Source organism: Streptomyces sp. M41 (genome assembly GCF_043673425.1).
Classification (GTDB): domain Bacteria; phylum Actinomycetota; class Actinomycetes; order Streptomycetales; family Streptomycetaceae; genus Streptomyces.
Window position 1 is genome coordinate 13,495 of record NZ_JBIMKE010000033.1, and the last position, 21,665, is coordinate 35,159.

Annotated in this window: 24 protein-coding genes; 5 read left to right on the plus strand and 19 right to left on the minus strand. The window is 69.9% G+C overall.

Annotation, left to right across the window (positions count from 1 at the left end):
- The first annotated feature begins 201 nt into the window (after positions 1-201).
- The 3 genes from ACHBTE_RS30165 to ACHBTE_RS30175 all read left to right on the plus strand — a co-directional run bounded on the left by ACHBTE_RS30165 (position 202) and on the right by ACHBTE_RS30175 (position 1,474).
- Positions 202-573, plus strand: a complete 372-nt coding sequence (locus ACHBTE_RS30165; protein WP_394727832.1) for a WXG100 family type VII secretion target — start codon at positions 202-204, stop codon at positions 571-573.
- Between the two features lie 64 nt (positions 574-637).
- Positions 638-934, plus strand: coding sequence for a WXG100 family type VII secretion target (locus tag ACHBTE_RS30170; RefSeq protein WP_394727834.1), 297 nt, complete (start codon positions 638-640; stop codon positions 932-934).
- A gap of 168 nt (positions 935-1,102) precedes the next feature.
- Complete coding sequence (locus tag ACHBTE_RS30175) at positions 1,103-1,474, plus strand: hypothetical protein (RefSeq protein WP_394727836.1); 372 nt, start codon at positions 1,103-1,105, stop codon at positions 1,472-1,474.
- A gap of 76 nt (positions 1,475-1,550) precedes the next feature.
- On the opposite strand, the gene ACHBTE_RS30180 is transcribed toward ACHBTE_RS30175, so the two are convergent.
- The 14 genes from ACHBTE_RS30180 to ACHBTE_RS30245 all read right to left on the minus strand — a co-directional run bounded on the left by ACHBTE_RS30180 (position 1,551) and on the right by ACHBTE_RS30245 (position 13,010).
- Positions 1,551-2,180 carry an OmpA family protein gene (locus ACHBTE_RS30180; protein ID WP_394727838.1) on the minus strand — a complete coding sequence of 210 codons (630 nt, stop codon included), beginning with the start codon at positions 2,178-2,180 and terminating at the stop codon, positions 1,551-1,553.
- Positions 2,181-2,187: 7 nt separating this feature from the next.
- Complete coding sequence (locus ACHBTE_RS30185) at positions 2,188-2,769, minus strand: hypothetical protein (protein WP_394727840.1); 582 nt, start codon at positions 2,767-2,769, stop codon at positions 2,188-2,190.
- A 34-nt stretch (positions 2,770-2,803) separates the two neighbouring features.
- Positions 2,804-3,409, minus strand: coding sequence for a pilus assembly protein TadG-related protein (locus tag ACHBTE_RS30190; RefSeq protein WP_394727842.1), 606 nt, complete (start codon positions 3,407-3,409; stop codon positions 2,804-2,806).
- Entirely contained in the window at positions 3,409-3,606 is a 198-nt protein-coding gene (locus ACHBTE_RS30195; protein WP_394727844.1) for a Flp family type IVb pilin, read from the minus strand. The genes ACHBTE_RS30190 and ACHBTE_RS30195 overlap by 1 nt, the downstream gene beginning before the upstream one ends.
- A 147-nt stretch (positions 3,607-3,753) precedes the next feature.
- Positions 3,754-4,476 (minus strand): response regulator, encoded by a 723-nt coding sequence (locus ACHBTE_RS30200; protein ID WP_394727846.1) that lies wholly within the window; start codon positions 4,474-4,476, stop codon positions 3,754-3,756.
- The gene (locus ACHBTE_RS30205) at positions 4,473-5,891 is read right to left on the minus strand and encodes a sensor histidine kinase (RefSeq protein WP_394727929.1); all 1,419 of its coding nucleotides are present in this window, start codon (positions 5,889-5,891) and stop codon (positions 4,473-4,475) included. Before ACHBTE_RS30205 ends, ACHBTE_RS30200 begins: the two co-directional genes overlap by 4 nt.
- A gap of 121 nt (positions 5,892-6,012) precedes the next feature.
- The gene (locus ACHBTE_RS30210; protein ID WP_394727931.1) at positions 6,013-6,900 is read right to left on the minus strand and encodes a DUF5936 domain-containing protein; all 888 of its coding nucleotides are present in this window, start codon (positions 6,898-6,900) and stop codon (positions 6,013-6,015) included.
- Between the two features lie 90 nt (positions 6,901-6,990).
- On the minus strand, positions 6,991-7,938 hold the full coding sequence (locus ACHBTE_RS30215; protein ID WP_394727848.1) for a type II secretion system F family protein: 948 nt from the start codon (positions 7,936-7,938) through the stop codon (positions 6,991-6,993).
- Between the two features lie 9 nt (positions 7,939-7,947).
- Positions 7,948-9,285, minus strand: coding sequence for a CpaF family protein (locus ACHBTE_RS30220; RefSeq protein ID WP_394727850.1), 1,338 nt, complete (start codon positions 9,283-9,285; stop codon positions 7,948-7,950).
- Between the two features lie 12 nt (positions 9,286-9,297).
- A complete protein-coding gene (locus ACHBTE_RS30225; protein WP_394727852.1) occupies positions 9,298-9,651 on the minus strand; it encodes a TadE/TadG family type IV pilus assembly protein in 354 nt (117 codons plus the stop codon).
- A gap of 1 nt (position 9,652) precedes the next feature.
- The gene (locus ACHBTE_RS30230) at positions 9,653-9,976 is read right to left on the minus strand and encodes a pilus assembly protein (RefSeq protein WP_394727933.1); all 324 of its coding nucleotides are present in this window, start codon (positions 9,974-9,976) and stop codon (positions 9,653-9,655) included.
- Between the two features lie 128 nt (positions 9,977-10,104).
- On the minus strand, positions 10,105-11,367 hold the full coding sequence (locus tag ACHBTE_RS30235) for a CpaE family protein (RefSeq protein ID WP_394727854.1): 1,263 nt from the start codon (positions 11,365-11,367) through the stop codon (positions 10,105-10,107).
- Positions 11,368-11,376: 9 nt separating this feature from the next.
- Entirely contained in the window at positions 11,377-12,084 is a 708-nt protein-coding gene (cpaB, locus tag ACHBTE_RS30240) for a Flp pilus assembly protein CpaB (protein ID WP_394727856.1), read from the minus strand.
- Positions 12,085-12,200: 116 nt separating this feature from the next.
- Positions 12,201-13,010 (minus strand): hypothetical protein, encoded by an 810-nt coding sequence (locus ACHBTE_RS30245; RefSeq protein WP_394727935.1) that lies wholly within the window; start codon positions 13,008-13,010, stop codon positions 12,201-12,203.
- A gap of 272 nt (positions 13,011-13,282) precedes the next feature.
- Here ACHBTE_RS30245 and ACHBTE_RS30250 point away from each other — a divergent pair, with 272 nt between their 5' ends.
- The gene (locus ACHBTE_RS30250) at positions 13,283-14,989 is read left to right on the plus strand and encodes a chitinase (protein ID WP_394727858.1); all 1,707 of its coding nucleotides are present in this window, start codon (positions 13,283-13,285) and stop codon (positions 14,987-14,989) included.
- 13 nt (positions 14,990-15,002) lie between these two features.
- On the opposite strand, the gene ACHBTE_RS30255 is transcribed toward ACHBTE_RS30250, so the two are convergent.
- From ACHBTE_RS30255 to ACHBTE_RS30270, 4 genes are all read right to left on the minus strand, one after another.
- Positions 15,003-15,545: a hypothetical protein gene (locus ACHBTE_RS30255; RefSeq protein ID WP_394727860.1), complete on the minus strand. Its 543-nt coding sequence runs from the start codon at positions 15,543-15,545 to the stop codon at positions 15,003-15,005.
- A gap of 81 nt (positions 15,546-15,626) precedes the next feature.
- On the minus strand, positions 15,627-16,946 hold the full coding sequence (locus ACHBTE_RS30260; protein WP_394727862.1) for an Nramp family divalent metal transporter: 1,320 nt from the start codon (positions 16,944-16,946) through the stop codon (positions 15,627-15,629).
- Positions 16,947-17,050: 104 nt separating this feature from the next.
- Positions 17,051-17,668, minus strand: coding sequence for a hypothetical protein (locus ACHBTE_RS30265; protein ID WP_394727864.1), 618 nt, complete (start codon positions 17,666-17,668; stop codon positions 17,051-17,053).
- A 72-nt stretch (positions 17,669-17,740) separates the two neighbouring features.
- On the minus strand, positions 17,741-18,661 hold the full coding sequence (locus ACHBTE_RS30270; RefSeq protein WP_394727866.1) for an anti-sigma factor RsbA family regulatory protein: 921 nt from the start codon (positions 18,659-18,661) through the stop codon (positions 17,741-17,743).
- 980 nt (positions 18,662-19,641) lie between these two features.
- Between ACHBTE_RS30270 and ACHBTE_RS30275 the strand changes: the two genes are divergently transcribed.
- On the plus strand, positions 19,642-20,991 hold the full coding sequence (locus tag ACHBTE_RS30275; RefSeq protein ID WP_394727868.1) for a M14 family metallopeptidase: 1,350 nt from the start codon (positions 19,642-19,644) through the stop codon (positions 20,989-20,991).
- Here the strand turns inward: ACHBTE_RS30275 and ACHBTE_RS30280 are convergent, their stop codons facing one another.
- A complete protein-coding gene (locus ACHBTE_RS30280; RefSeq protein ID WP_394727870.1) occupies positions 20,992-21,603 on the minus strand; it encodes a hypothetical protein in 612 nt (203 codons plus the stop codon).
- Positions 21,604-21,665: the final 62 nt, after the last annotated feature.

Sequence of the window (21,665 nt, forward strand, 5' to 3'; positions counted from 1 at the left end):
TGATGTTCGAACCGGTGAGCTCTTGCCGCAGGGCGACTACGCCTCGGCACTCCAGCAGGCCCCCGAGCGGGCCGACAACTCAGCCTGACGCCAAGGCCGTAGGCGTCTCACGGCGGCGCATTTAGGCATCACTCAACCCGGCACCCTCTCCAAGCCGTCGGGCTCTCCACAGCACCGTGAAGCACCGGAAAGGAAGAACAGATGGCAGGAACTCAGAAGGTCACAGATGACGTACTGCGGCAGTTCGAGCAGGAGCTCAATGAACGTTTCGGTTCGGTGAAGCAGCAACTGCAGCAGCTGCACGCCGTGATCGACGGTGTGGAAGGCAAGTGGCAGGGCCAGGGTGCCGTGTCCTTCGACCGCAAGCAGACCGAGATCAACGAGCGCATGGCCAACATCGGCAACCTGCTCGTCCGCTTCCAGAACGCGGTCAACGACAACCGCCGCATCGCCGGAAGCACCGACGACGAGGTCTACCAGGCGCTCCAGGGCGTCGACACAGGCAGCTCGGGCTCGAGCGCAGGCACAGGACCGACGGGCGGCGGCAGGACCTCGGCTTTCTCCGGCATGTAACACGCAGGACGAACCACCCTTCGCTCCCTGACACCCAAACTCCCGAACGCCAGTTGGAGAACCCATGGCAGTAGACAACGGCACCATGCTCGTCACCTATGCGGAACTCGAGCGCGCCGCGACGGACATCACCACTCAGGCAAAGCGGCTCGACACGGACCTGGAAGCCCTCCAGAAGCGGATGAAGGACATCTCCGCCTTCTTCGAGGGCGAAGCCAAGAACGCCGCCGACGGCCTTCACCGCGAGTGGGACATCAAGGCCCGCGAAATCCACCAGGCCCTGAACTCCATCGCAAACGCGGTCCGCGAAGCGAGCACCGCGTACAGCGCCGCGGACAGGCGAGCCGCGGCCAACTACTAGACCGGCCCGGCAGGACAGCGCCGGCGCAGACTCGGGGTGGGTACGCACGGGAGGTACCCACCCTGAGCGGCTCTGAGTACCGGCCCGCTCGATGTGAGTATCCGCCCCCATGCCGTGACGGTGTCCCAGAGGTGAGGATCGTGCACACCGCACACGGAAGGAACGACGGTGAACCTGAGCCCCAAGGCATACGACGCCCTGTACGGCCCCTATCGACCGACGTACACGCCCAGTCGGGGTGAGACTGCCGTTGCCGTGGCGGCAGGCGGACTGTGGGCGCTGACCCTGGTATCACTTGGCTTTCTGACGCTTCTCGTGAGCATCGTGGCGGTGTGGGCCGCGGCGGCGGGGGAACCGGTCGGAGGCTTCCTGTGGCCGTTCTGCCTCACCGTGGCGGGCGCTGCCGCCGCGCTGACCGCGCTCGCCTTCGCACCTGGCGTTCGCCGCCTGGCGCCGGCGGCCCGCATGCTCCTCCTGGGCGCCCTGGCGTGCCCGGTCCCCACCTGTTTCGCGCTCGTGACCTGGGCCAGGATCGGGTGACCTGCGTCGCCTCGAGGTAAGCCCTTCAGGAGACGGGTGGCGTGGTCATGTGAACGCCAGGCGCTTGCTGTCGCGGTCAGTTACCCGAGCGCGGGAATGACACCTCCACCCGGCGGTTCTTCTTGCGGCCCGTCTCCGTCGCGTTCGAGGAGATCGGGTACTGCTCGCCGTAGCCGCGGACCTCGTAGGTGACTGTGGAGTCGTTCAGTTCCGACTCCAGGACACCCTGTACGGCGTTCGCGCGCTTTCTGGACAGGACGTCGCCGTGGGCGGAGGAGCCCAGGTTGTCGGTGAAGCCGAAGACCCGGATGCGAGTGGCGTTCTGGGTCTTGATCTCCTCGGCGATCTCCCCGATACGGGCCTTCGCCTCGCCGGTCAGCTTGGCGCTGTCCTTGGGGAAGAGGACCTCGGCCTGGAGGGCGAACTTCACGTCGGCGTTGGTGTCTTCGCGGCGTTCCTCGCCGGCCTGGTCCTCGACGACCTGCTTGATGTCCAGCACCTTGGCCTCGGCGAGCGTCGCGCCTTCGGGGAGCTTCAGGTCGGGGTCGTTGGCGTCCACCTCGACGGGGGCGGCTGCTGTCGCCTCGGTACCGGGCGGGACGCTGGGATCGTCCGCGGCATCGGCCGTCGTGGCGCCGAGGAGGTTGGCGGCGACCATGAGCGTGGCTGCGGTGAGGGTGAGGGGGAGGCGGGGGGTGCGGGTCATGATGGCCTCACCCGGAGATCTGGATGGTGGCGGCGGCGAAGGTCGGCAGTTGGAAGGTGACCTCTGATGTGCCTGTGGGCGGGGACGGGAACTGCATGAAGACTGCGATGGTCTCGCCGGCTTTGAGGGTCGAGAAGCCCGTCGTCGTCAGCGGACGGCCGTCCGTGTCCCGCAGGACGTAGTACCGCTTCTTGCTCTTCGAGTCGACGAGCGTGGCACCGCCCAGAGATCTGCCGTTCCTGATGATCTCGGTCTCGTTTCCGCTCAACGCAGAGGGGACCGAAGTGCTCTTGTCCCCGTCGTTCTTCAGGTTGCCGTTCACAGTGACGAACCCACCGGAGTCACGCTTGGCAGAGGTGATCTGCAGGAGCAGTCCGTCCGAACCTTTCAGCTCCGCCAAGGGCTCGTCCGCCTGCCCCTCCTGAGCGCTCGGGTCGGATCCACGATCCGTGGTGGCTGACGCCGAAGCCTCCGGCTTGTTGTCATCGTCCCCGCCGCTGCCGCAGCCGGCCACGCCGAGGGCCAATCCAGCCGCAACGGTCAGCGCGACCATCCCCCTGTGGGCCTTCGCCGTGAACCGAATGCTCATGCCTCTGCTTCCCTCGTCACTCGTCGATCGCTTGTCAGTCGGCCAGATGGACATCGAAGAGGTCCTCGGGCCCGGGGAGGTCGTCCAGATCGTCCGGGTCCAGGGTCCATTTCCTGTCCTCGCAGATGAGCTGCGGCAGGACGGCGTCTCCACCATCTCCCGATTCCTGATCCGGGAGTTCGAACTCACACCGTGGCTCGATCACGGCGGTGGCCGTCGCTTTCGAGCGCACGGTCTCGGTACCGGGCACGATGGAGTCACCGACGGGTTCAGTGGTCGTGGCCTCTACCTCGTAGCCCGGCGGCAGTCCGAACTGCGGCCGGCAGAGAGCGGTGGCGTCGTTCTGCGCCGCCAGTTGCATTGCGCGTCCGCATCCTTCGAGGGCCGCACCCACACCGTCGAAGATGTCCTGCCACTTCGTCGGGTCGAGTACGTTCTCCACCCACTCGTCCGTGAGCTTGTCCCGCGTGTCCAGGGCCGCCGCGAGTGCTGCCGCGTCCGCCGCCGTCTGAGCACTGTTCCGATTCGCCGCGGCCTGGCCGACCGCGAGGTACGCGAACGCGAGAAGGAGCAGGCCCGCCACCACCGTGATGTAGATGGGGAAGGCCTGCCCTGCGTCGTCGGACCTGTGCGGCCGCATCAACCGCCGGTCACTTCGGTGATCTTGTCCGTGATCGCGTCGAAGATCGTCTGCCCGATGTCCGTCCCCGTAATGGCCAACACGATCGCCACCACCACCGCGATGATCCCCAGATACTCCACCGCCGTCTGTCCCTCGTCGTTGCGAGGGGTGTGGGAACGGAGATGTGCGACGGTGGTCTTCATCCAGTTGCTCATGGTGGTCCCCTCTGGTGTCCGGCGGTTGTTGAGCGCTGGACTCGCAAGCGTTGTAAGAAGTCTTGCGAGAAAAGTAAGCGCGGACACCCGAAACACCAGAGGGTCCCAGGACCCAATTGCGGGCCAAGGCCGAAAACCGTCGGTTCGTCATCGCCGCTCGGTCCCTCCCGGGTGTGAACCCGGCGCCGTGCCCAGCCACTTGGCGGCGGCCTGGCCGCGGCTGGTGCTGTGGAGTTTGGCGAAGATGCGGTTGATGTGGTTCTTGACCGTCTTCTCGCTGATGAAGCAGGCGGCGGCGATCTGCTGGTTGTTCATGCCCGATGCGATGAGGTCCATGATCTCCGCCTCCCTCCTGCTCAGCCGGAACCTTGACTGGTACGACGTCGACTGTCCCACATCTGGTTGCACTTGCGAAAGCAGTTCTGGTGAATTGCTTGTCGCAGTTGGGGGTTTGATGTTTGCTTGCGCGAGGGACGTTGCCGCTGTGGCGGTGAGGCGGGGCCGACTGTGTCGGATGTCCCGTACGGCCGTGAGCAGTTCGTCCGTCGTGAACTCGCCGTGGACCAGGTAGCCCGAGGCGCCTCGGCGCATGGCCTCCCGGACCGTCTCCGACTCCGCGCTGTACGTCACCATCAGCACCGGGGCGATGCGGACGAGGTGGGGCAGGGCCGTGATGCCGTCCGTGCCCGGCATGCGTACGTCCAGGAGGATCACATCGGGGCGGTGCCGGCGGGCCGCCTCGTGGGCTTCGTGGCCGTTCGTCGCCTCGGCCACCACCGTGATGTCCGGGTGGGTGGACAGGAGTGCCGTCAGGCCGGCTCGGACCACGGGGTTGTCGTCTGCCACCACGAGCCGGAGCGGGGTGTTCATCGGGTCGCCTCCGTCGTCGTCAGGGCCGCCAAGGGGAGTTCCACGCGGACCTCCGTGCCACGGGCGGTGTCGTCGCCGCCGTCGCCCAAGTGGATGCGGGCGCCTATCGCCGCGGCGCGTTCATGCATGCCCATCAGGCCGAAGTGGCCTGCGCGGCGCAGGCGTTCGAAGGTGGTGCCGGGGGGCAGGCCCCGGCCGTCGTCCCGGACCAGCAGGCACAGCACTCCGGCCCGGACGCCTGTTCGTACGTCGACGCGGGTCGCGTTCGCATGGCGGTGGGCGTTCTCCATGGACTCCTCCGTGATGGTGAGGAGCTGGCGGGCCACGGGCGCCGGGACCGGGGGCACGGGGTCCTCGCCCAGGGGGCCGTACGTGGCTCGCAGGCCGGTTCGGGTGGTGAAGTGCTCGGTGCGGGTGTTCAGTTCCATCGCGAGGTCCGTCGCGGGGTGCGGGCCGGCCACATCGCGCAGGTCCGCCAGGAGGTCCCGGGACTCCGCCGCTGCCCGGCGGGCCGAGCGAGCCACCAGTTCCGCCTGCTGCCTGATACGGGCCGGGTCCATCGGCGTCGACCCCGCGGAACGGGCCAGACCGTCCGCCGCCAGCGCCACTCCGTACAGCGTCTTCGCCACCGAGTCGTGCATCTCGCGGGCCAGCCTGGCGCGTTCCTCGCTCACCGCCTCCGTCACCGCCAGCCTCGCCCGGACCGCTGTCAGGGCCTCGGTGGCGGTGCCGAAGCGGAGCATCAGGTTGCGCAGGGACGAGCCGAGGGCGCCCGTGATGACGCACAAGCCCGGGAGGAGCAGCTTCTCCGCCAGGCCCGTCGACTGGGCGTCCCTGTCGATCGCGTAGGCCAGCAGCAGGATCAGGGACTGGGCGCTCGCGAACACGGCCGCGCCCCGGTAGCCGTAGACCATGCCGGCGAGCAGTGGAGTGCAGACGCCGACGTAGGCCAGCGTGGTGTCGGGGCCGGCGGAGACGAGGAGCAGGGAGGTGAAGAGGGTGTCCGCGGCCAGGAGGGTGGGGTGGCGCAGGAGGAGGGGGCCGAAGCGTTCCCAGTCGCGGAACAGGGCGTAGGAGCCCATGAACGTGATCACTACGGCCGCCCCTACGAGGCGGACGCCGACGCCTGGCGCCGCGTTGAGCAGGGCCTCGGGGGCCGCCAGCGCGATCATCGCCAGCCGGAACCCGAAGGCCTGGCGGCACATCGCCTGGAGGGCGTTTATCTGGAGGGAGATCTGCCCGACGCGCTCGGGCTCCCGGTCCGACTGAGGCTCGGGCTCGGGCTTGGGCTTGGGCTCCGGTTCGGGCTTGGGCTTGGGCTCCGCGGTCGCCGCCCGGGACGACGTCCAGCGGCGGCGCTCTCGGGGTGCCGGAATGGCGCCGCCTGCCACAGCCACACCTCGGGCCTTCGGCATGTCCGTGGGCGGGTTCGTGGGCGGGTTCGCCCCGCCCTCCGATCGCCCTTCCGTCTGCGCGTCCGCCACAAGCTTTCCCCCTGCTCCCCCGACTCCCTGAACTCCCTACTCCCCTGCTCCCTTACTCCCCCGTCAACGACCCGAAGTCCGTCCCCGACCCCAGTAGCAATCCCGCGCCCAGCAGGATCATCGTCGCCGGGACCATGAACGTCGTGATCATCACCGTGGCCTTGGGGACCGCGCGGGCCGCCTTGCGGCGGGCGTTCTGGGCGTCGGTGCGGCGCATGTCCTTCGCCAGGGCAACCAGCGTGTCGACGATCGGCGCGCCGAGTTCCTCCCCCTGCTGCAATGCCGTCACGAACATCGCGACCTGTTCGGAGTCGTTGCGCCGTCGCAGTTCCGCGAATGCCTGGCGGCGGCTCATGCCGAGGTCCATCTGGCGCAGGGTGATGCGGAGTTCGTCGGCCCAGGGGCCCTCGTACTTGGAGGCGACGCGGTCGAGGGCCTGGCGGAAACCCAGCCCGGCGCTGACGACCACCGCCAGGACGTCCAGGAAGTCCGGCAGGGTGCGTTCGATCTCGTCCTTCCTGATCCGGATGGCCGCCCAGATGCCGACCTCCGTCCAGAAGGCGCCGAAGGCCAACAGGAGCAGGGCGACCAGCAGCTGGCCCCGGAGCAGGAACACCAGGAAGCCGACCGCGCCGAGGAAGCCGTACACCGCCCGCCTGGCCGCGTAGCGGTCGATGGTCAGGCCGCCGGGGTTGCCCGCGAGGTCGATCTTGCGGCGGTATCTGGCCACCAGCTTGGGGCCCATCAGGCGCAGCACGGCGGGGGCGTAGCGCATGCCCATGCGGTCGATCAGGGAGTCCACCGCGCCGGTGCGACTCGCGCCGACCTCCAGGGCCAGCGCCAGATCGCTCGGCAGTTTCACGTCCGCCCGGTACATGCGGATGCCGGCGAAGACGCCTACCACGCTCAGGCCCATCAGCAGCGCCAGGAGCAGGCCCAGTCGGCTCAGTTCCATCGTCCTGTCCCCTTCCTCTTCCCTCGCGGACCTCGCGGACCTCGCGGACCTCGCGGACCTCGCAGCCTTCGCATCTCAGACGTCGATCCGTGACAGGCGGCGGATCATGATGAAGCCGACGGCGTACAGGCCGAACGCGATCAGTACCGCCCCCTGGCCGAGCGGTGAGCCCGTCATGCGGTCGAGGGCGCCGTCCTTCACGCCGTTCATGAGGAACAGGGACCCGATGCCCAGCACGGGCACGGCGTACGACGTCATGTTCACCTGGGAGAGCTGTGTGCGGACCTCGCGTCGAGTCTCCTTGCGCTCCTCCAGCGTCTCGGTCAGGTTCCGCAGGGCGCTCACCACCTGGCCGCCGGCCCGGTTGGACAGGACCAGGGTCGTCACGAGGACGACCAGTTCGCGGGACGGCAGGCGTTCGGCGAGTTCGCCGAGGGCGTCGTCCATCGAGGCGCCCAGTGCCAGCTGGTTGGAGACCTTGGCCAGTTCCTCGCCCGCGGGGGCCTCCAGTTCCTCCGCCGCAAGGCCGATGGCGGTGCGCAGGGCGAGGCCCGCGTGCGCCGCGTTGGCCAGGATGCGGGCCAGTTCGGGGAGTTGGTTGATGAACCGCTCGATGCGCTTCTGGCGTTGCCAGTTGAGGAACTGGATCGCCGCCCACCCGCCCAGCAGGCCCGCGATCGGGCCGAAGAAGGGCGCCAGGGCGGCCTGGCCGATCAGCCACAGTCCGGCCACCGTCGCCAGCATGTAGACGAGGAACTCCCCCGGCGTGACGTCCAGTCCCGTCGCCGCGAGCCGTACTTCGAGCTGCTTGCCCGCTCTCGTACGGCGCAGTCGGCGGTCCAGGTCGGCGAAGCGGCGGCGTCGGCCGTCGGCGCCGGTGAGCTGGCCGGTGGCCGTCAGCCGGTCGACCAGGGCTTGGCGCCGGGCCCGGCCGGAGGCGTAGGCGTGGACGCCGAGCACGGCGAGGGCACAGGTCAGCAGGGCGATTCCGGTGGTGAGCGTGATGCGGGTCTGGAGGTCCATGGGCGGGTCCTACCTGGCTTCTCGGGTGGCGAGTTCGAGCGGTGACTGGGCGACGCCGAAGGCCTGGGGTATCGGCTGGCTCGCCATGTAGAGGCGGTCCGCGGTGCGGCGCGGGAGCGGGAAGTACTCGAAGGCGCCGTGCACGCGGCCGTCCGGCGTCATGGGCTGGGCCCGGAAGCGGGCGGCGGTCGCGACGCGGTACGGCTCCGCCCCGTGGCTGTCCAGGATCGCGATCTCGGTGATCCTGCGGGCGCCGTCCGGGAAGCGGGTCAGCTGGATGATCACGTCCACCGCGCTGTTGATCTGGTCGTGCAGCGCCTCGAAGGGGACCGACACCTCGGACATGGACGCGAGGGTCTTGAGCCGCATCAGGGCGTCCTCGGTGCTGTTGGCGTGCACGGTGGCGAGGGAGCCGTCGTGGCCGGTCGACATCGCCTGGAGCATGTCCAGGGACTCTCCGCCGCGGACCTCACCGACGACGATCCGGTCGGGGCGCATCCGCAGGGAGTTGCGGACCAGGTCGCGGATGGTGACGCGGCCCTTGCCCTCGACGTTGGGCGGGCGGGACTCCAGGCGGATCACATGGGACTGCTGGAGCTGGAGTTCGGCCGAGTCCTCGATGGTGATGATGCGCTCGGTCGCCGGGATCAGGCCCGACAGGGCGTTGAGGAGCGTCGTCTTCCCCGTGCCCGTCGCGCCCGAGACGATGATGTTGAACTTCGCCTGCACCAGGCCGGCCAGCAGGTACACCATGGGCTCGTCGAGCGAGCCGAGGCCGGTCATCTCGTGCAGGGTGAAGGAGCGCGGGAAGCGGCGGATCGTCAGTGTCGCGCCGGTCAGGGACAGCGGCGGGATGATGACGTTCACGCGCTCGCCGGACGGCAGACGGGCGTCCACCATCGGGTTGGACTCGTCCACGCGCCGGTTCACCGTGGAGACGATGCGCTCGATCGTCTGCATCAGCTGGTCGTGGGAGGGGAAGCGGAGCGGCAACTGCTCGACGCGGCCCGCTCGTTCGACGAAGATGGCGTCGGGGCCGTTGACCATGATCTCGGTGATCGAGGCGTCCTCGAGGAGGGGTTCGAGGATGCCGAGGCCGAGTGCCTCGTCGACCACGCGCCGGATCAGTTGTGCGCGCTCGACCGTGGACAGCACCGGGCCCTCACGGCTGATGATGTGCCCGAGGACCCGCTCCAGACGGGCTCTGCGCTCGGCCGCCGCGAGCGAGCTCATCTCGGCGAGGTCGATCTCCTCCAGGAGCTTGGCACGGTACGAGGCGACCAGATGGCCGTCCTCGCCCCGGCTGCCGGGCTCCTCGGGGGTGTTGATGCGTGACCTCAGGCTCATGTGGATCCTCGTTCAGTGGTCGAGCGGCATGGTCGCGGTCTTCCGGGCGGGGTCGAAGTCCCAGCCTGGGACGATCGACGGGATCTCGACGACGGCGGTGACGGTGACCTCGTCGCCGCCTTCGGCCGGCTCGCAGGCGACGGACAGCCAGTCGCTGACGGCGTTCCGGCAGCCCTCCTGGGCGGCACCGGGTTCGAGCGAGGCGGCGCGCGCTCCCGCCCGGGCCGCGGTGCCGGCCTGCTGGGCGGCGTAGGCGATGAGGCCGAGCTGGATGCCCGCCATGGCCACGAGGACGAGGATCGGGATGAACCCGAGGTACTCGATGGCCACTTGGCCGCGGTCCCGGACTTTCACGTCGTACGACATCTCAGTCCTCCCTCTCCTCCTGAACGGCCCCGGCGTGCCCGTCGACGGTGAACGGGAAGCCGATCGCGCCGGGGAAGAGGACGGGCACCTCCAGACGCACGTCCGCGGTGGCATACCCGCCGCTCGCACCGCAGTCCACGCTCGCGCCCCCCTCCCAAGCGCCCGGCAGGTGTCGCAGCGCGGCCTCCTCGCAGCCCGCCTGCCCCTCGGACACGGCCCCGGCCCGCGCCGCCTCGTCCGCGGCGTTCGCGGCCAGCGAGAAGGTGTAGCCGAGCAGCACGCACTGCCACAGCAGCACCAGCGTGAGGATGATCAGCGGTGTCATCCCGAGGAACTCGACGGTGACCTGCCCCTGGTCACCCCGGCCACGGCTGCCGCCGCCCCCGGCCCGGCCCGAGCCGCCCCGCCCCCTGACCCGCGCCCACACCCTCGCCTTCACCCGCACCCGCACTCTCACCGCCCCAACTCCCTCCGCCGCCGGAACGTCAGTGCCGCCGCACGGTCTCCGGCGCGGGTCCTGGTGGTGCGCCGGGTGGTGGGCTCGGTGCCCTTGAGGAGGCCCAGCTCGCCGGCGAGGGCCCACAGGGCCTGGCGGATGGCGCCCTTGCTGTCCAGTTCGTGCACGCGTCCGGCGTCGATGGGGCCCTGGAGTTCCTTGAAGTTGGCGGGGATCGCGGTGGCGGCGATACCGGTGCCGGTGATCTTCTGGATGAGGGCGGGCTGGATCTCCGTACCGCGCGAGTGGCGGTTGACGACGATCGTGGTCTCCTCCGCCTTGCGGATCTGGAGGCGGTCCCACATCCGTACGGTGCGTTTGGCGCCGCGGACCGCGACCACGTCCGGGGTGGTGACGAGGAGCGCGGTGTCGGCCATCTCCACGGCCGTCGCGCTCGCGCCGGTCAGCTGGGCGCCGCAGTCGACGACGACGACCTCGTAGCGGGAGCGCAGGGCGCCGACGATGTGGCGGGCGGCGCGGTCGGTGACCTCCTCGCCGCGCTCGCCGTCGCCGGGGGCGAGGAGCAGGGCGACCCCGGTGTCGTGGCGGAACACCGCGTCGGCCAGGACGCGCGGCGAGATGTCGTTGATGGCGGCGAGGTCGACGACCGAGCGCCGGAACTGGATGTCGAGGTAGGCGGCGACGTCCCCGGTCTGGAGGTCCATGTCGAGCAGGGCGGTGCTGCGGCCCGACGCCTGGGCGGCGAGGGCGAGTTGGATGGCGGCGAGGGTCGCCCCGACGCCTCCTTTGGCGCCGCTCACCGTGACCACCGTGCCCCCGGCGCCGCTGAACACGTCGCCGCCCGCCCCGAGATGGCGGCGCACTCCCACCGACCACTGGGCGACCGCGTTGACCCGGCTCGCCAGTTCCTCGTAGCTCAGCGGCAGGGCGACCAGGCCGCGGGCGCCGTAGTCCATGGCGGCCTGGAAGAGGCCGGGGCCGGCGTCGGAGGTGACGAGGATGACGCCGACCGCGGGGAAGCGCAGGGCGACCTCGCGGATGAGTTCCAGGGCCGGGACGGGGCCGATGCGTTCGTGGACGACGACGACCTCGGGCAGTTCGTCGACGGACTCGGCGGCGAGGCGCGCGAGGGTGTCGACGAGCTGGGTGGAGTCGGTCACCGGGGCCACCGGCTCGGCGTCGGGGAGCTGGCTGAGCAGCGTCGTGAGGGACCGGACCGCGTCCGCGTCGCCGACGGCAGGAAGGATCCTCGTGGGCATGCGGGCCTCTCACTTGTCCTTGGCGAGTTCGTAGGTGCGGTCCGTGGCGGCGACGTCGGAGTCGGCTCCGGGTGCCACCAGGGCGAGCCGGACCTCCTGGGCGAACGACTCGGCGTAGGTGATGCGCTGGGCGTCGACGGTCTTCAGGGCGAAGGTGATCGGGACGGCGTCGGTGGGCTCGCGGTCGCGGTCGTCGGCGTCCGGCTCGAGGGCGGTGAGCTCACCCACGTCGATGACCCTGGCGTTCTCCACGATGAGCTTGGACTGGTCGGGGTCGCCGTCGCGTTTCCCCTCGAAGGTGGCGTAGACGTTGACCGTCGAACCCGGGGTGATCTTGCCCGCCACGCCGGTCGCCGCGTCGATCATGATGGCGACCTCCTGCTCGCCGGTCCGCAGGGCGGGCTGGTCGACGATCATGTCGCTCTGGAGCAGGGAGCCCTCGCGCAGGGTCGTGACGGCGATCTTGCCCTGGATCTCCCGGAGGTCGGTGACCGCGTTCCGCGACATCCACCGCTCGGGCATCTCGATCTTCTCGAACTGGCCCGGGCTGAGCTGTGTGTAGGGGGCCACGCTCGACTTGACCCGGTAGGCGGTGACCTCGGGACCGACCTTGGACTTCACGTCGCTGATGACGGAGAGGACGCCTGCGAAGGCACCGAGGGCGCAGACGACCGACAGGAGCAGGAGTACCACGCCGCGGCGCTGACGGGAGTTCATGAACCGTACAACCTCATTGGGGGAATCGGTCGGGAGCGGTCGGTCGGGGCGGGGGCCTCGGGCGGCGGCCTCGGGTGGCCGGGGTCCGGTCGGCCCGCGCGGACGGGGTCCGGTCGTCAGCCCGCGCGGGCGGGTTGCTCGTGGACGGGCGGGACGGCGCAGCAGAAGACGCAGCGGTCGCCGATGACGTCGATGCCGCACCAGTGACAGGAGTTCTGCCGTACCGAGGTGACGAGTTGGTAGAGCACCGAGAGGTCGGGCAGATAGGCGCAGAACTCGATCAGCTTGGGCGTCCCCCACCAGGTGGCCGACTCGGCGGGCAGCGCCGCCTCGCGCAGGCCCTGCGCTCGCCAGGACGGGACCAGCGTGGAGGTGACCCAGTCGGACTGGAGCTGCCCCCGCGCCACCAGCATCGCGGTGCCGAACTCCGGGCCGGGGAGGGTGGCGCCGGGGCCCATCTTGACCAGGTGCGGCGTCGGGTGGGCGAGGACGCCGAACTGGCTGCCGGGCACCCAGGACTTGGCGTGCGACTTGAGGTCGACGGGGACCCGGTCCAGCTTGGCGACCGAGCCGAGGAGCGCACCGGCGTGGATGTAGTGGGTGAGCAGCCGGCCGGCCGAGGCGAGGATGCCGGGGCTGAGGTCGCAGGAGGCGAGCTGCCGCAGCTGGCGGGCGAGTACGGCGAGTCCGAGCGGGGGCAGTGCGGGGCTGAACAGGGCGATCCGGTCGCTCTCCAGCAGGGACCGTACGGTGCGCAGCCGCTGCACCACCGCACGCGGGGCGGCCTGGGAGCAGACGACGACCACATGGCCGTGCTGTTCGGTCAGCGTCTGGAGGTCCGCCAGCGACAGCTCCAGTGGCTCCCGGCCGAGGTCGCCGAGGACGACGGCGGGCACGGTTCGCTCGTCATGTGCCGGCAGTGCCATGTCGGCACTGGTCACGGCAATGGCAGTTGGCACGCGCAGCTCCCCGTTCCCGCCCGGTCCGGTGACCGGAGTTACTCCGGTGCACCGAGATGACTTCATTGCGTGACTATGGGAGCACTGTATCCACGGCTCGATGGCCGGAGAACAGCGATTCCGCAGCCAGGAAGGAACTCGCCTCGTACAACTCCCGCCAAAACGGGGCAGGTTGCGCACACCGCTTCTCCAAGGTTGAATCCCTTGACAGTTGAATTGGTCTGGACCAAGTTATTGTCATGTCCATACGCAGCAGATTTCGGCGGTCCTCCGGGCCGACCCGTGCGTGGGCGGGAGTGGCCACCGCGGCCCTCGCGCTCGCCTTCCTCCCCGCGGCGCACGCTTCCGCGGCGGACCTGAACAACGCCAGGAACGCCGGCTTCGAGTCGGGCCTGAGCAACTGGACCTGTTCCGCGAGCAGCGGGACGACGGTCTCCTCCCCGGTGCACGGCGGCTCCGCCGCGCTGAAGGCGACACCGGCCGGGCAGGACAACGCCCGGTGCGCCCAGACGGTGGCCGTCCGCCCCGACTCGACGTACACGCTGAGCGCCTGGGTTCAGGGCGGTTACAGCTATCTGGGCGTGACGGGCACGGGCACCACGGACGTGTCGACCTGGACTCCGGACTCGGCGGCCTGGAAGCAGCTGTCGACCACCTTCACCACGGGGTCCTCGACGACCTCGGTGACGGTGTACACGCACGGCTGGTACGGACAGGCGGCCTACTACGCCGACGACGTATCGGTGTACGGCCCCGACGGCGGCGGGGGCACCGACCCCTCCCCCACGGTCCCCGGCGCGCCGGGCGGCCTCTCGGTGTCGGGCACGACCTCCTCGTCCGTCTCCCTGGCCTGGAACACCGTCTCGGGCGCGACCGGTTACCACGTCTACCGCAACGGCACGAAGGTGACCGCGGTGACCGGCACCTCGGCGACCGTGACCGGGCTCGCGGCCTCGACGTCGTACTCCTTCCAGGTCACCGCGACCAACGCGGCCGGTGAGTCACCGAAGTCGGCGCCGGTGACGGGGACCACCAACAAGCCGACCGGCCCCGGTCCCGCCCTGCCCAAGCACGCGGTGACCGGCTACTGGCAGAACTTCGACAACGGCGCCACCGTCCAGAAGCTCGCCGACGTCCAGTCCCAGTACGACATCATCGCCGTCGCCTTCGCGGACGCGACCTCGACGCCGGGCGCGGTGACCTTCAACCTGGACTCGGCCGGGCTGGGCGGCTACACCGTCGACCAGTTCAAGGCGGACATCAGGGCGAAGCAGGCCGCCGGGAAGAAGGTCATCATCTCGGTGGGCGGCGAGCGCGGAACGGTGAGCGTGAACGACGCCGCCTCGGCGACGAACTTCGCGAACTCCGTCCACTCCCTGATGCAGACGTACGGCTTCGACGGCGTCGACATCGACCTGGAGAACGGCCTCAACGCCACCTATATGACACAGGCGCTGCGGTCGCTGTCGGGCAAGGCCGGCTCGTCGCTGATCATCACGATGGCTCCGCAGACCATCGACATGCAGTCGACGTCGAACTCGTACTTCCAGACGGCCTTGAACATCAAGGACATCCTCACGGTCGTCAACATGCAGTACTACAACAGCGGTTCGATGCTCGGCTGTGACGGCAAGGTCTACAGCCAGGGTTCGGTGGACTTCCTGACCGCCCTGGCCTGCATCCAGCTGGAGGGCGGTCTGGCCCCGTCGCAGGTGGGGCTGGGACTGCCGGCTTCGACCCGGGGCGCGGGCAGCGGGTACGTCTCACCGTCGATCGTGAACAACGCCCTGGACTGTCTGACGAAGGGGACCGGCTGTGGGTCCTTCAAGCCCTCGCGGACCTATCCCGACCTGCGGGGCGCGATGACCTGGTCGACGAACTGGGACGCCACCGCGGGCAACGCGTGGTCGAACGCGGTGGGGCCGCACGTGCACGGGCTGCCGTAGCAGGCGCTCCGTCTCACCCCGCCGGACGGTAGTGGCCGAGCACCCAGGACAGCTGAGGGATCCACTCCTGAAGCCGTGCCCGGGGCTTGGCCTCCACCACGCACTCGAAGAGCCGGCCGTCCAGGTGGATCACCGCCACCATCAGGGCCTTGCCGTCGGGGCTCACCTGGTGGTGGACGCTGCGGATCTCGGGCCAGCGGAACTCGATCGTGAAGCCGGACATCTCCAGGGCGACACCGGAGGCGTCGACGACGACAGCGTTGCGTTTGCCGACGGCCAGGAAGTCCGGGCCGACCGGCGCCGGCTGGGGCGGCACGGGTGCGTACGCGGGCTGCCCCGGTGCGTACGCGTGCGGTGCGGGGGCGACGAGGGCGGTGCGGCGGAGTACGGGGGCGGTGCGGGGGCGTACGGGGACGGCTGTGCGGGTCCTGGCTGTGGCGCGTACTGCGGTGGGGGTGGGCCGAAGCCCGGACCGGGTGGGGGCGGCTGCTCGGTCATGGGTGGCGTCCTGGATCCTCGTACTCGCTGGGAACTTCTGGTGGCTGCGGTGCCACATTCTCCCTGCCTCGCCGCATCAGTGAAGTCGGGACCTCACCGAGCCCGCACAGCACAGCACAGGGGAGTGGGACCGGTACCGCTAGAAGAACTCCGACCACGGCTGGTCCCAGATCTGCTTCACGCACAGCACCAGGAACAGCAGGCCCGCGATCGTCAGCATCACGTTGCTGACCCGACCGTTGCGCCATTCCCTGGGTGTGCGCGAGGAGTTCAGGAGCCACATCAGGGTGCCGGCGAGGAAGGGCATGAAGGCCGCGCCCAGGACGCCGTAGACGATGATCAGGCGGAAGGGTTCGCCCTGGAAGAGCAGGACGATGGGCGGGAAGGTCAGCCAGAGCAGGTAGGCCCGGAAGGGCCAGGAGCGCTCGCGCTCACCCGAGGCGACCTCCTCGCCCTTCAGCTCGCCGCGCTCGCGGTAGCGGGCCACGAAGTCGGCGAACATCAGGCTGACGCCGTGCCAGACGCCGATCAGCGAGGTGAAGGAGGTGGCGAAGAAGCCGATCAGGAAGAACTTCGCGGTCGCGGTGCCGTACTCGTCCGCCAGGATGTCGCCCAGCTGGATCAGGCCCTTGTCGCCGCTCGCGATGGCGATGTTCGCGGAGTGCAGCAGTTCGGCGCCGACGAACAGCATGGCGATGACGAAGACGCCGGTCGTGGCGTACGCGACCCGGTTGTCCAGCCGCATGACCTTCATCCAGCCGGTGTTCGTCCATCCCTTGGCGTTGACCCAGTAGCCGTACGCGGCAAGGGTGATGGTGCCGCCGACGCCTCCGATCAGGCCGAGGGTGTTGAGGATCGAGTCCTTCTCGTCGGGCAGGACGGGCAGCAGCCCCGCGAACGCGTCCGGGAGGTTCGGGGTGACGCGGACCGCCAGATACACCGTGACCACGAACATCACGCCGACGAGGACCGTCATGACCTTCTCGAAGACGGCGTACTTGTTGAACCAGACGAAGACCAGGCCGACCAGGCCGCAGGCCACGCCCCACCATTCGAGGTCCATCACGTCCGGGAACAGCGCCTGAAGGGGCAGCCCGCTCGACGACATCGCGGCGGCCCCGTAGACGAAGCCCCAGATCACGACGTAGACCGCGAAGAAGTACGTGGTCCAGCGACCGAGGCTCGCCCAGCCCTCGAAGAGGGTGCGGCCGGTGGACAGATGCCAGCGGCCCGCAGCCTCGGCGAGGGAGATCTTGACCAGACAGCCGATGACGGCGGCCCAGAGGAGGGTGTAGCCGAAGTTGCTGCCCGCGATGAGCGTGGCGACGAGGTCGCCGGCGCCGACGCCGGTCGCGGCGACGACGATGCCGGGTCCGATGTAGCGCCAACTGGACTTGCGGGGCCGGGAGTCCGCCTCACCGGCCGATGGTGCTGCTGTGTTTCCCGTGGTGTCCGCCATGCAGATCAAGAAAGCGGAAAGAACCGAAACCGACAAGGGGGCCTGCGCGGTCCCACCTGAACCACCTGTCCCGGCAGCCCCCTACTCGCACCGCGCGTCGGCCGTCACAAGGCTGACGCCGCGGCGAAGGGTTCCGCATGCGTGGGCTCCAACGCCACCAGGGCGATCCACGACCCGTCCGCGAACATGAGCTCGAACCGGCCGCGTTGCAACACACCCTTGCGGTTGGTTCGGACCCCGCGCACGCCGGCCCGCGGCCCCTCCCACTGGAGCTCGTATGCCCGACCCGTCTGCCACAGCTTGGCGCGGTCGGCCAGCGCGAGCACCCGGTGGTCGGTGAAGGCGACCGCCAGCGTCGTGGCGGGCAGCCGTGCCGCGCTGTAGTGCGCCACCAGGAATTGCCCGGCCTGGCTCTCCCACCCCCCGTGCATGCCCCTGCCGTGCACGGCGCGTGCAACGGCATCCTCCGTCGACTGCTGAGCGCCTTCCATCGTCCGCTCGAACCCTGTGACGGTCTGCGGCTGGCTCGGGCGCAGAAACCGCTGCACCGCCCGGGGAAGGCGGGACTTCAGCCGACGCTCCAGCTCCGACTCCTGGGGCGGCTGCCGTAGCCAGACCGGCCGCTCCGGCACGCCGGGAGCCGTCTCGCACTCGCAGATCGCGAGGAGCCTCTCGCCGGGCCGGAGGTGCGGTTGGACCTGGTCACGGCATTCGCTGGTCATCCCTGCAATTCCCTCTGTTCAGACGAGTGGGGTCATCCGAAGGGATTGTCCCAATGCCGAGGTTCCAGCCCCCTACCCGTACTGAAGCCGTACGCTCGCGCGCTCCCCCTCGTCGCGGATGTCGACGTACGCGCACACCTGCCGGGCGAACCACAGCCCCTGACCGGGTTCGGGTCCCGTCCTCGGTGGAGGTGCGAACCCGGCGAGGGGGTCGTCGACGCGGCGCGGGGCGCGCAGTTCGCAGACGCACGCCGGGGCCTCGCCCCACAGCAGGGCGCCGTCCAGCGGGCCGAGGTCCCGGGCCGCCTCGACGACGGCCGTCGCGAACAACTCCGCGTCGGCGCCGGGCAGCCCCCGCGCGCTCGCCCAGCTCCGCACGGTCTCGGCGTCGGGCGCCGGACCGGGCAGCTGCTCGGCGTCGGCCGGGCGCGGTGGCAGCGGTACGGCGTCCAGCTCGGCGGCGAGCCGGACCGGGTCTTCGTACACACCGGTGTCGGGGTGGGCGCGGCGGGCGGCGGCGACGATCGCGGGGCCGGCGACGAAGGCGTCGTAGGCACACAGGACGGTCGTCGCGAGCGGGGCGAACAGCAGGTTGGCCAGCGCCTCGTAGCGGATCCACTCGGCGGTCTCCCGCGGGGAGCGCCCGGCACGGCCGCCCCAGACCGGCTCCATGAGCAGATGGATACGGCCGCCGGGCGTGGCGTGGGCGGCGAGATGACCGGCGCCCCGCGCGATCGCGTTGGCGGCGGACCCGGTGTACCACTCGGTGTGCGGGACGAGGGAGACGTCCTTGGCGTCACCGCCGAGGGCGGCCCGCAGCAGGTCCAGGTTGCCGGGTGCGGCGATGACCACGGGCGGGGGCCCGGCGGGGGCTCCGAGCGCCTCCGAGAGGAAGGGCAGGGCGGCGGCGAGGAACTCGTCCTGCCCGGCGAAGACGGCCATGCGGTGGTCGAAGGGGGTTCGGGGCGGGGCGGATGGGCCGGGGCTGGTCATGGGGTTGGAGTCTCCTCGGTAGGAGTCGACGGGGGGCGGTGGGTGGCGGCAGCGGCTCGACGGCTGTGGGGCTCCGCGCCGGGCTGCCGTCCAGGCCGCGATCCGGCCGCGGTTGCCGAAGCCGAGCTTGTCGTGGCTGCGTTCGATGTGGGTGGGCGCGCTGGGATTCGGGGTCGCGCGGGGCCTCGCGGATGAGTGTCTCGTCGGGCTCGCGGTGCGGGTTGCGGGTCGCCGGCCCCGGGCGGTCGCGGTCGATGCCGGCTCGGGCTCGGTCCGCGGCGCCCAGCAGGACGGCCTGGACGGCTGTGGGCGCCCCTCTTCGTGGTGGCGTGGGCCGGCAGGTCCACGGTGCGGGCGATGCGGGGGCGGCGATGCGGGATCGTCCTGCCGATGTCGCGGGGCCTGTGTGGGTGACGAGCCTGGTCCTGGCCAACCGCCCGCGACCGGTGGTGAGTTCGCCGGGCCGGCCGGTCGACGAAGCCGGGCGACGAAGTTGGTCGAGGCAACCGGTCGACGAAGCCGGGCGACGAAGCCGGGCGTCTCGACCGGCGGCGGATGGCGCCGTGGTGGCGCTGATCCGCTGGTGTCCAGTCGTGGCGCTGATCCGCCCATGAACAGCCGTTCCTCTGGGGGTGCTGTCGCTGGGGAACGGGGAGGCGGGGGAGTCGGAAGGGGCGCCGGCTCCCCGCCACTCCCGCCGCTCCCGCCGCTCCCACTGTCCCCTTGCGCGGACCCTCACCCTCACCCGGCCGCGCGCCGGCCCGCACATCCGGGTCACACGCCTGGGTGCACTTCGCCCGGGTCCGCTCGGCGCCAGGCATGCGCGCGTACACTGCGCGGCTGAATTTCGGATGGTTCAAGGCATCAATCACCGTGTCACCCTTGACCTGTCCATGCCACCGCCGCACGATGAGCGCCGCAACCGCATCACGCAGTACGTCGCACTGAACCCCACCCCCCACTCCCCACAAGGAGAATTCATGCGACTTCGCATCCGCGGCTCGGGCCGCCGCAACGGCAGACGCACCGCCGCGTTCGCCGCCCTGCTCGCCCTCGCCCTCGCGGCTCCCCTCTCCACGAACGCCCCCGCGAGCGCCGACAGCGCCACCAAGGCGTCCGCCGCCACCGACGACGTCCGCCAGTACGAGGTGCACCTGCACTCGAACGCCAAGGACCGCACCGCACTTCAGCGCACGGGTGTGACCGTGGACGAGGTCCACTCCCATGGCGTCGTCGTCTCCGGCCGCGCCGACCAGATCAAGAAGCTGCGCGGCCTCGGCTACGACGTCACCCCGCTCGGCGCGGTCCCCGACCGCTCCTCCGGCGAGGACGACATCCGGCTGCACGACTTCCCGTCCGGCGACTCCCGCTATCACAACTACGCGGAGATGACGAGCGAGATCAACTCACTGGTCTCGGCCAACTCCTCCATCGCGAGTCGACGGGTGATCGGGAAGTCGTACCAGGGCCGGGACATCGTGGCCATCAAGATCAGCGACAACGTGGCGACGGACGAGTCCGAGCCGGAGATCCTGTTCACCCACCACCAGCACGCCCGTGAGCACCTCACGGTCGAGATGGCGCTGTACCTGCTGCGCGAGCTGACCTCCGACTACGGCAGCGACTCACGGGTCACCGGCATGGTGAACAACCGCGAGATCTGGATCGTGCCCGACCTCAACCCGGACGGCGGCGAGTACGACATCGCCACCGGCTCCTACCGGTCGTGGCGCAAGAACCGGCAGCCCAACTCCGGTTCGTCGTACGTCGGGACCGACCTCAACCGGAACTGGAACTACAAGTGGGGCTGCTGCGGCGGCTCGTCCGGATCGACGTCCTCGGATACGTACCGGGGCAAGGCCCCCGAGTCGGCGCCCGAGGTGAAGGTGGTCTCCGACTTCGTACGCAGCCGGGTCGTGGGCGGCGTGCAGCAGATCAAGGCCGGGATCGACTTCCACACGTACAGCGAACTGGTGCTGTGGCCGTTCGGATACACCTACTCCGACACCGCCACCGGGATGACCGCCGACGACCGGAACGCCTTCGCGGCCGTCGGGCGCAAGATGGCCGCCAGCAACGGGTACACGCCGGAGCAGTCCAGCGACCTGTACATCACCGACGGGTCGATCGACGACTGGCTGTGGGGCGACCAGAAGATCTTCGGGTACACCTTCGAGATGTACCCGAGGTCCGGGGGCGGGGGCTTCTACCCGCCCGACGAGGTGATCGAGCGGGAGACGTCCCGGAACCGGGACGCGGTGCTCCAACTGCTGGAGAACGCAGACTGTATGTACCGCTCCATCGGCAAGGAAGCCCAGTACTGCAGCTAGTTACTTCGCGTCGGTCTTCTCGGCGTCCGCTGCGCCGGTGTCCGTGACGTCGGCCGTGTCGTCGGAAGTGTCGTCGCCGCCGTCGGCACCGTCCTCGAAGTAGGCGTCGAGGACCGCGTCCAGCTGCTCGTCCCACTCCTTGAAGAGGCTCCTGGCCGCCGCCTCGATCTCGATCGGGTACCAGCGGCGGTCAGGAGTGTGCACGGTGACGGTGAAGCGCTTGCCGAAGCGCGGGGCCTCGGTCTCGACGGCGCCGATCTCGTCCCAGCGGAACTCGCACTCCTGGTCGTCCAGCGCCAGCCGGACGCCTCTGTGGTCGGCGACGATCCGGGCCCGCCGGTCGGCGGCCTCGAAGACGGGCCCGTCGACGGGGACCTCGTCGTCGGCTTCCTCCTCGGCCTCCTCGGCCTCCTCGGCCCCCTCAGCCTCGTCGTCGAGCTCCTCGGCGGCCTCCAGGACCGTCTCCTCGGAGCCCTCCTTCTCGGCGTCGTCGAGCTTCTTCTTCGCGACCTCCGGCCCGGCGGACGCGGGCGAGGTGAGCCCGGGGATGAAGGCCGGATCGAACCCGGCACCTTCCAGGGGCTGGCTGCCTGAACCTATGCGCTGCTCCACAGCGGAGCAGTATGGTCGACGACCCTGTGTCCCGCACAACCAGCCCCCGCATCGTTACACGA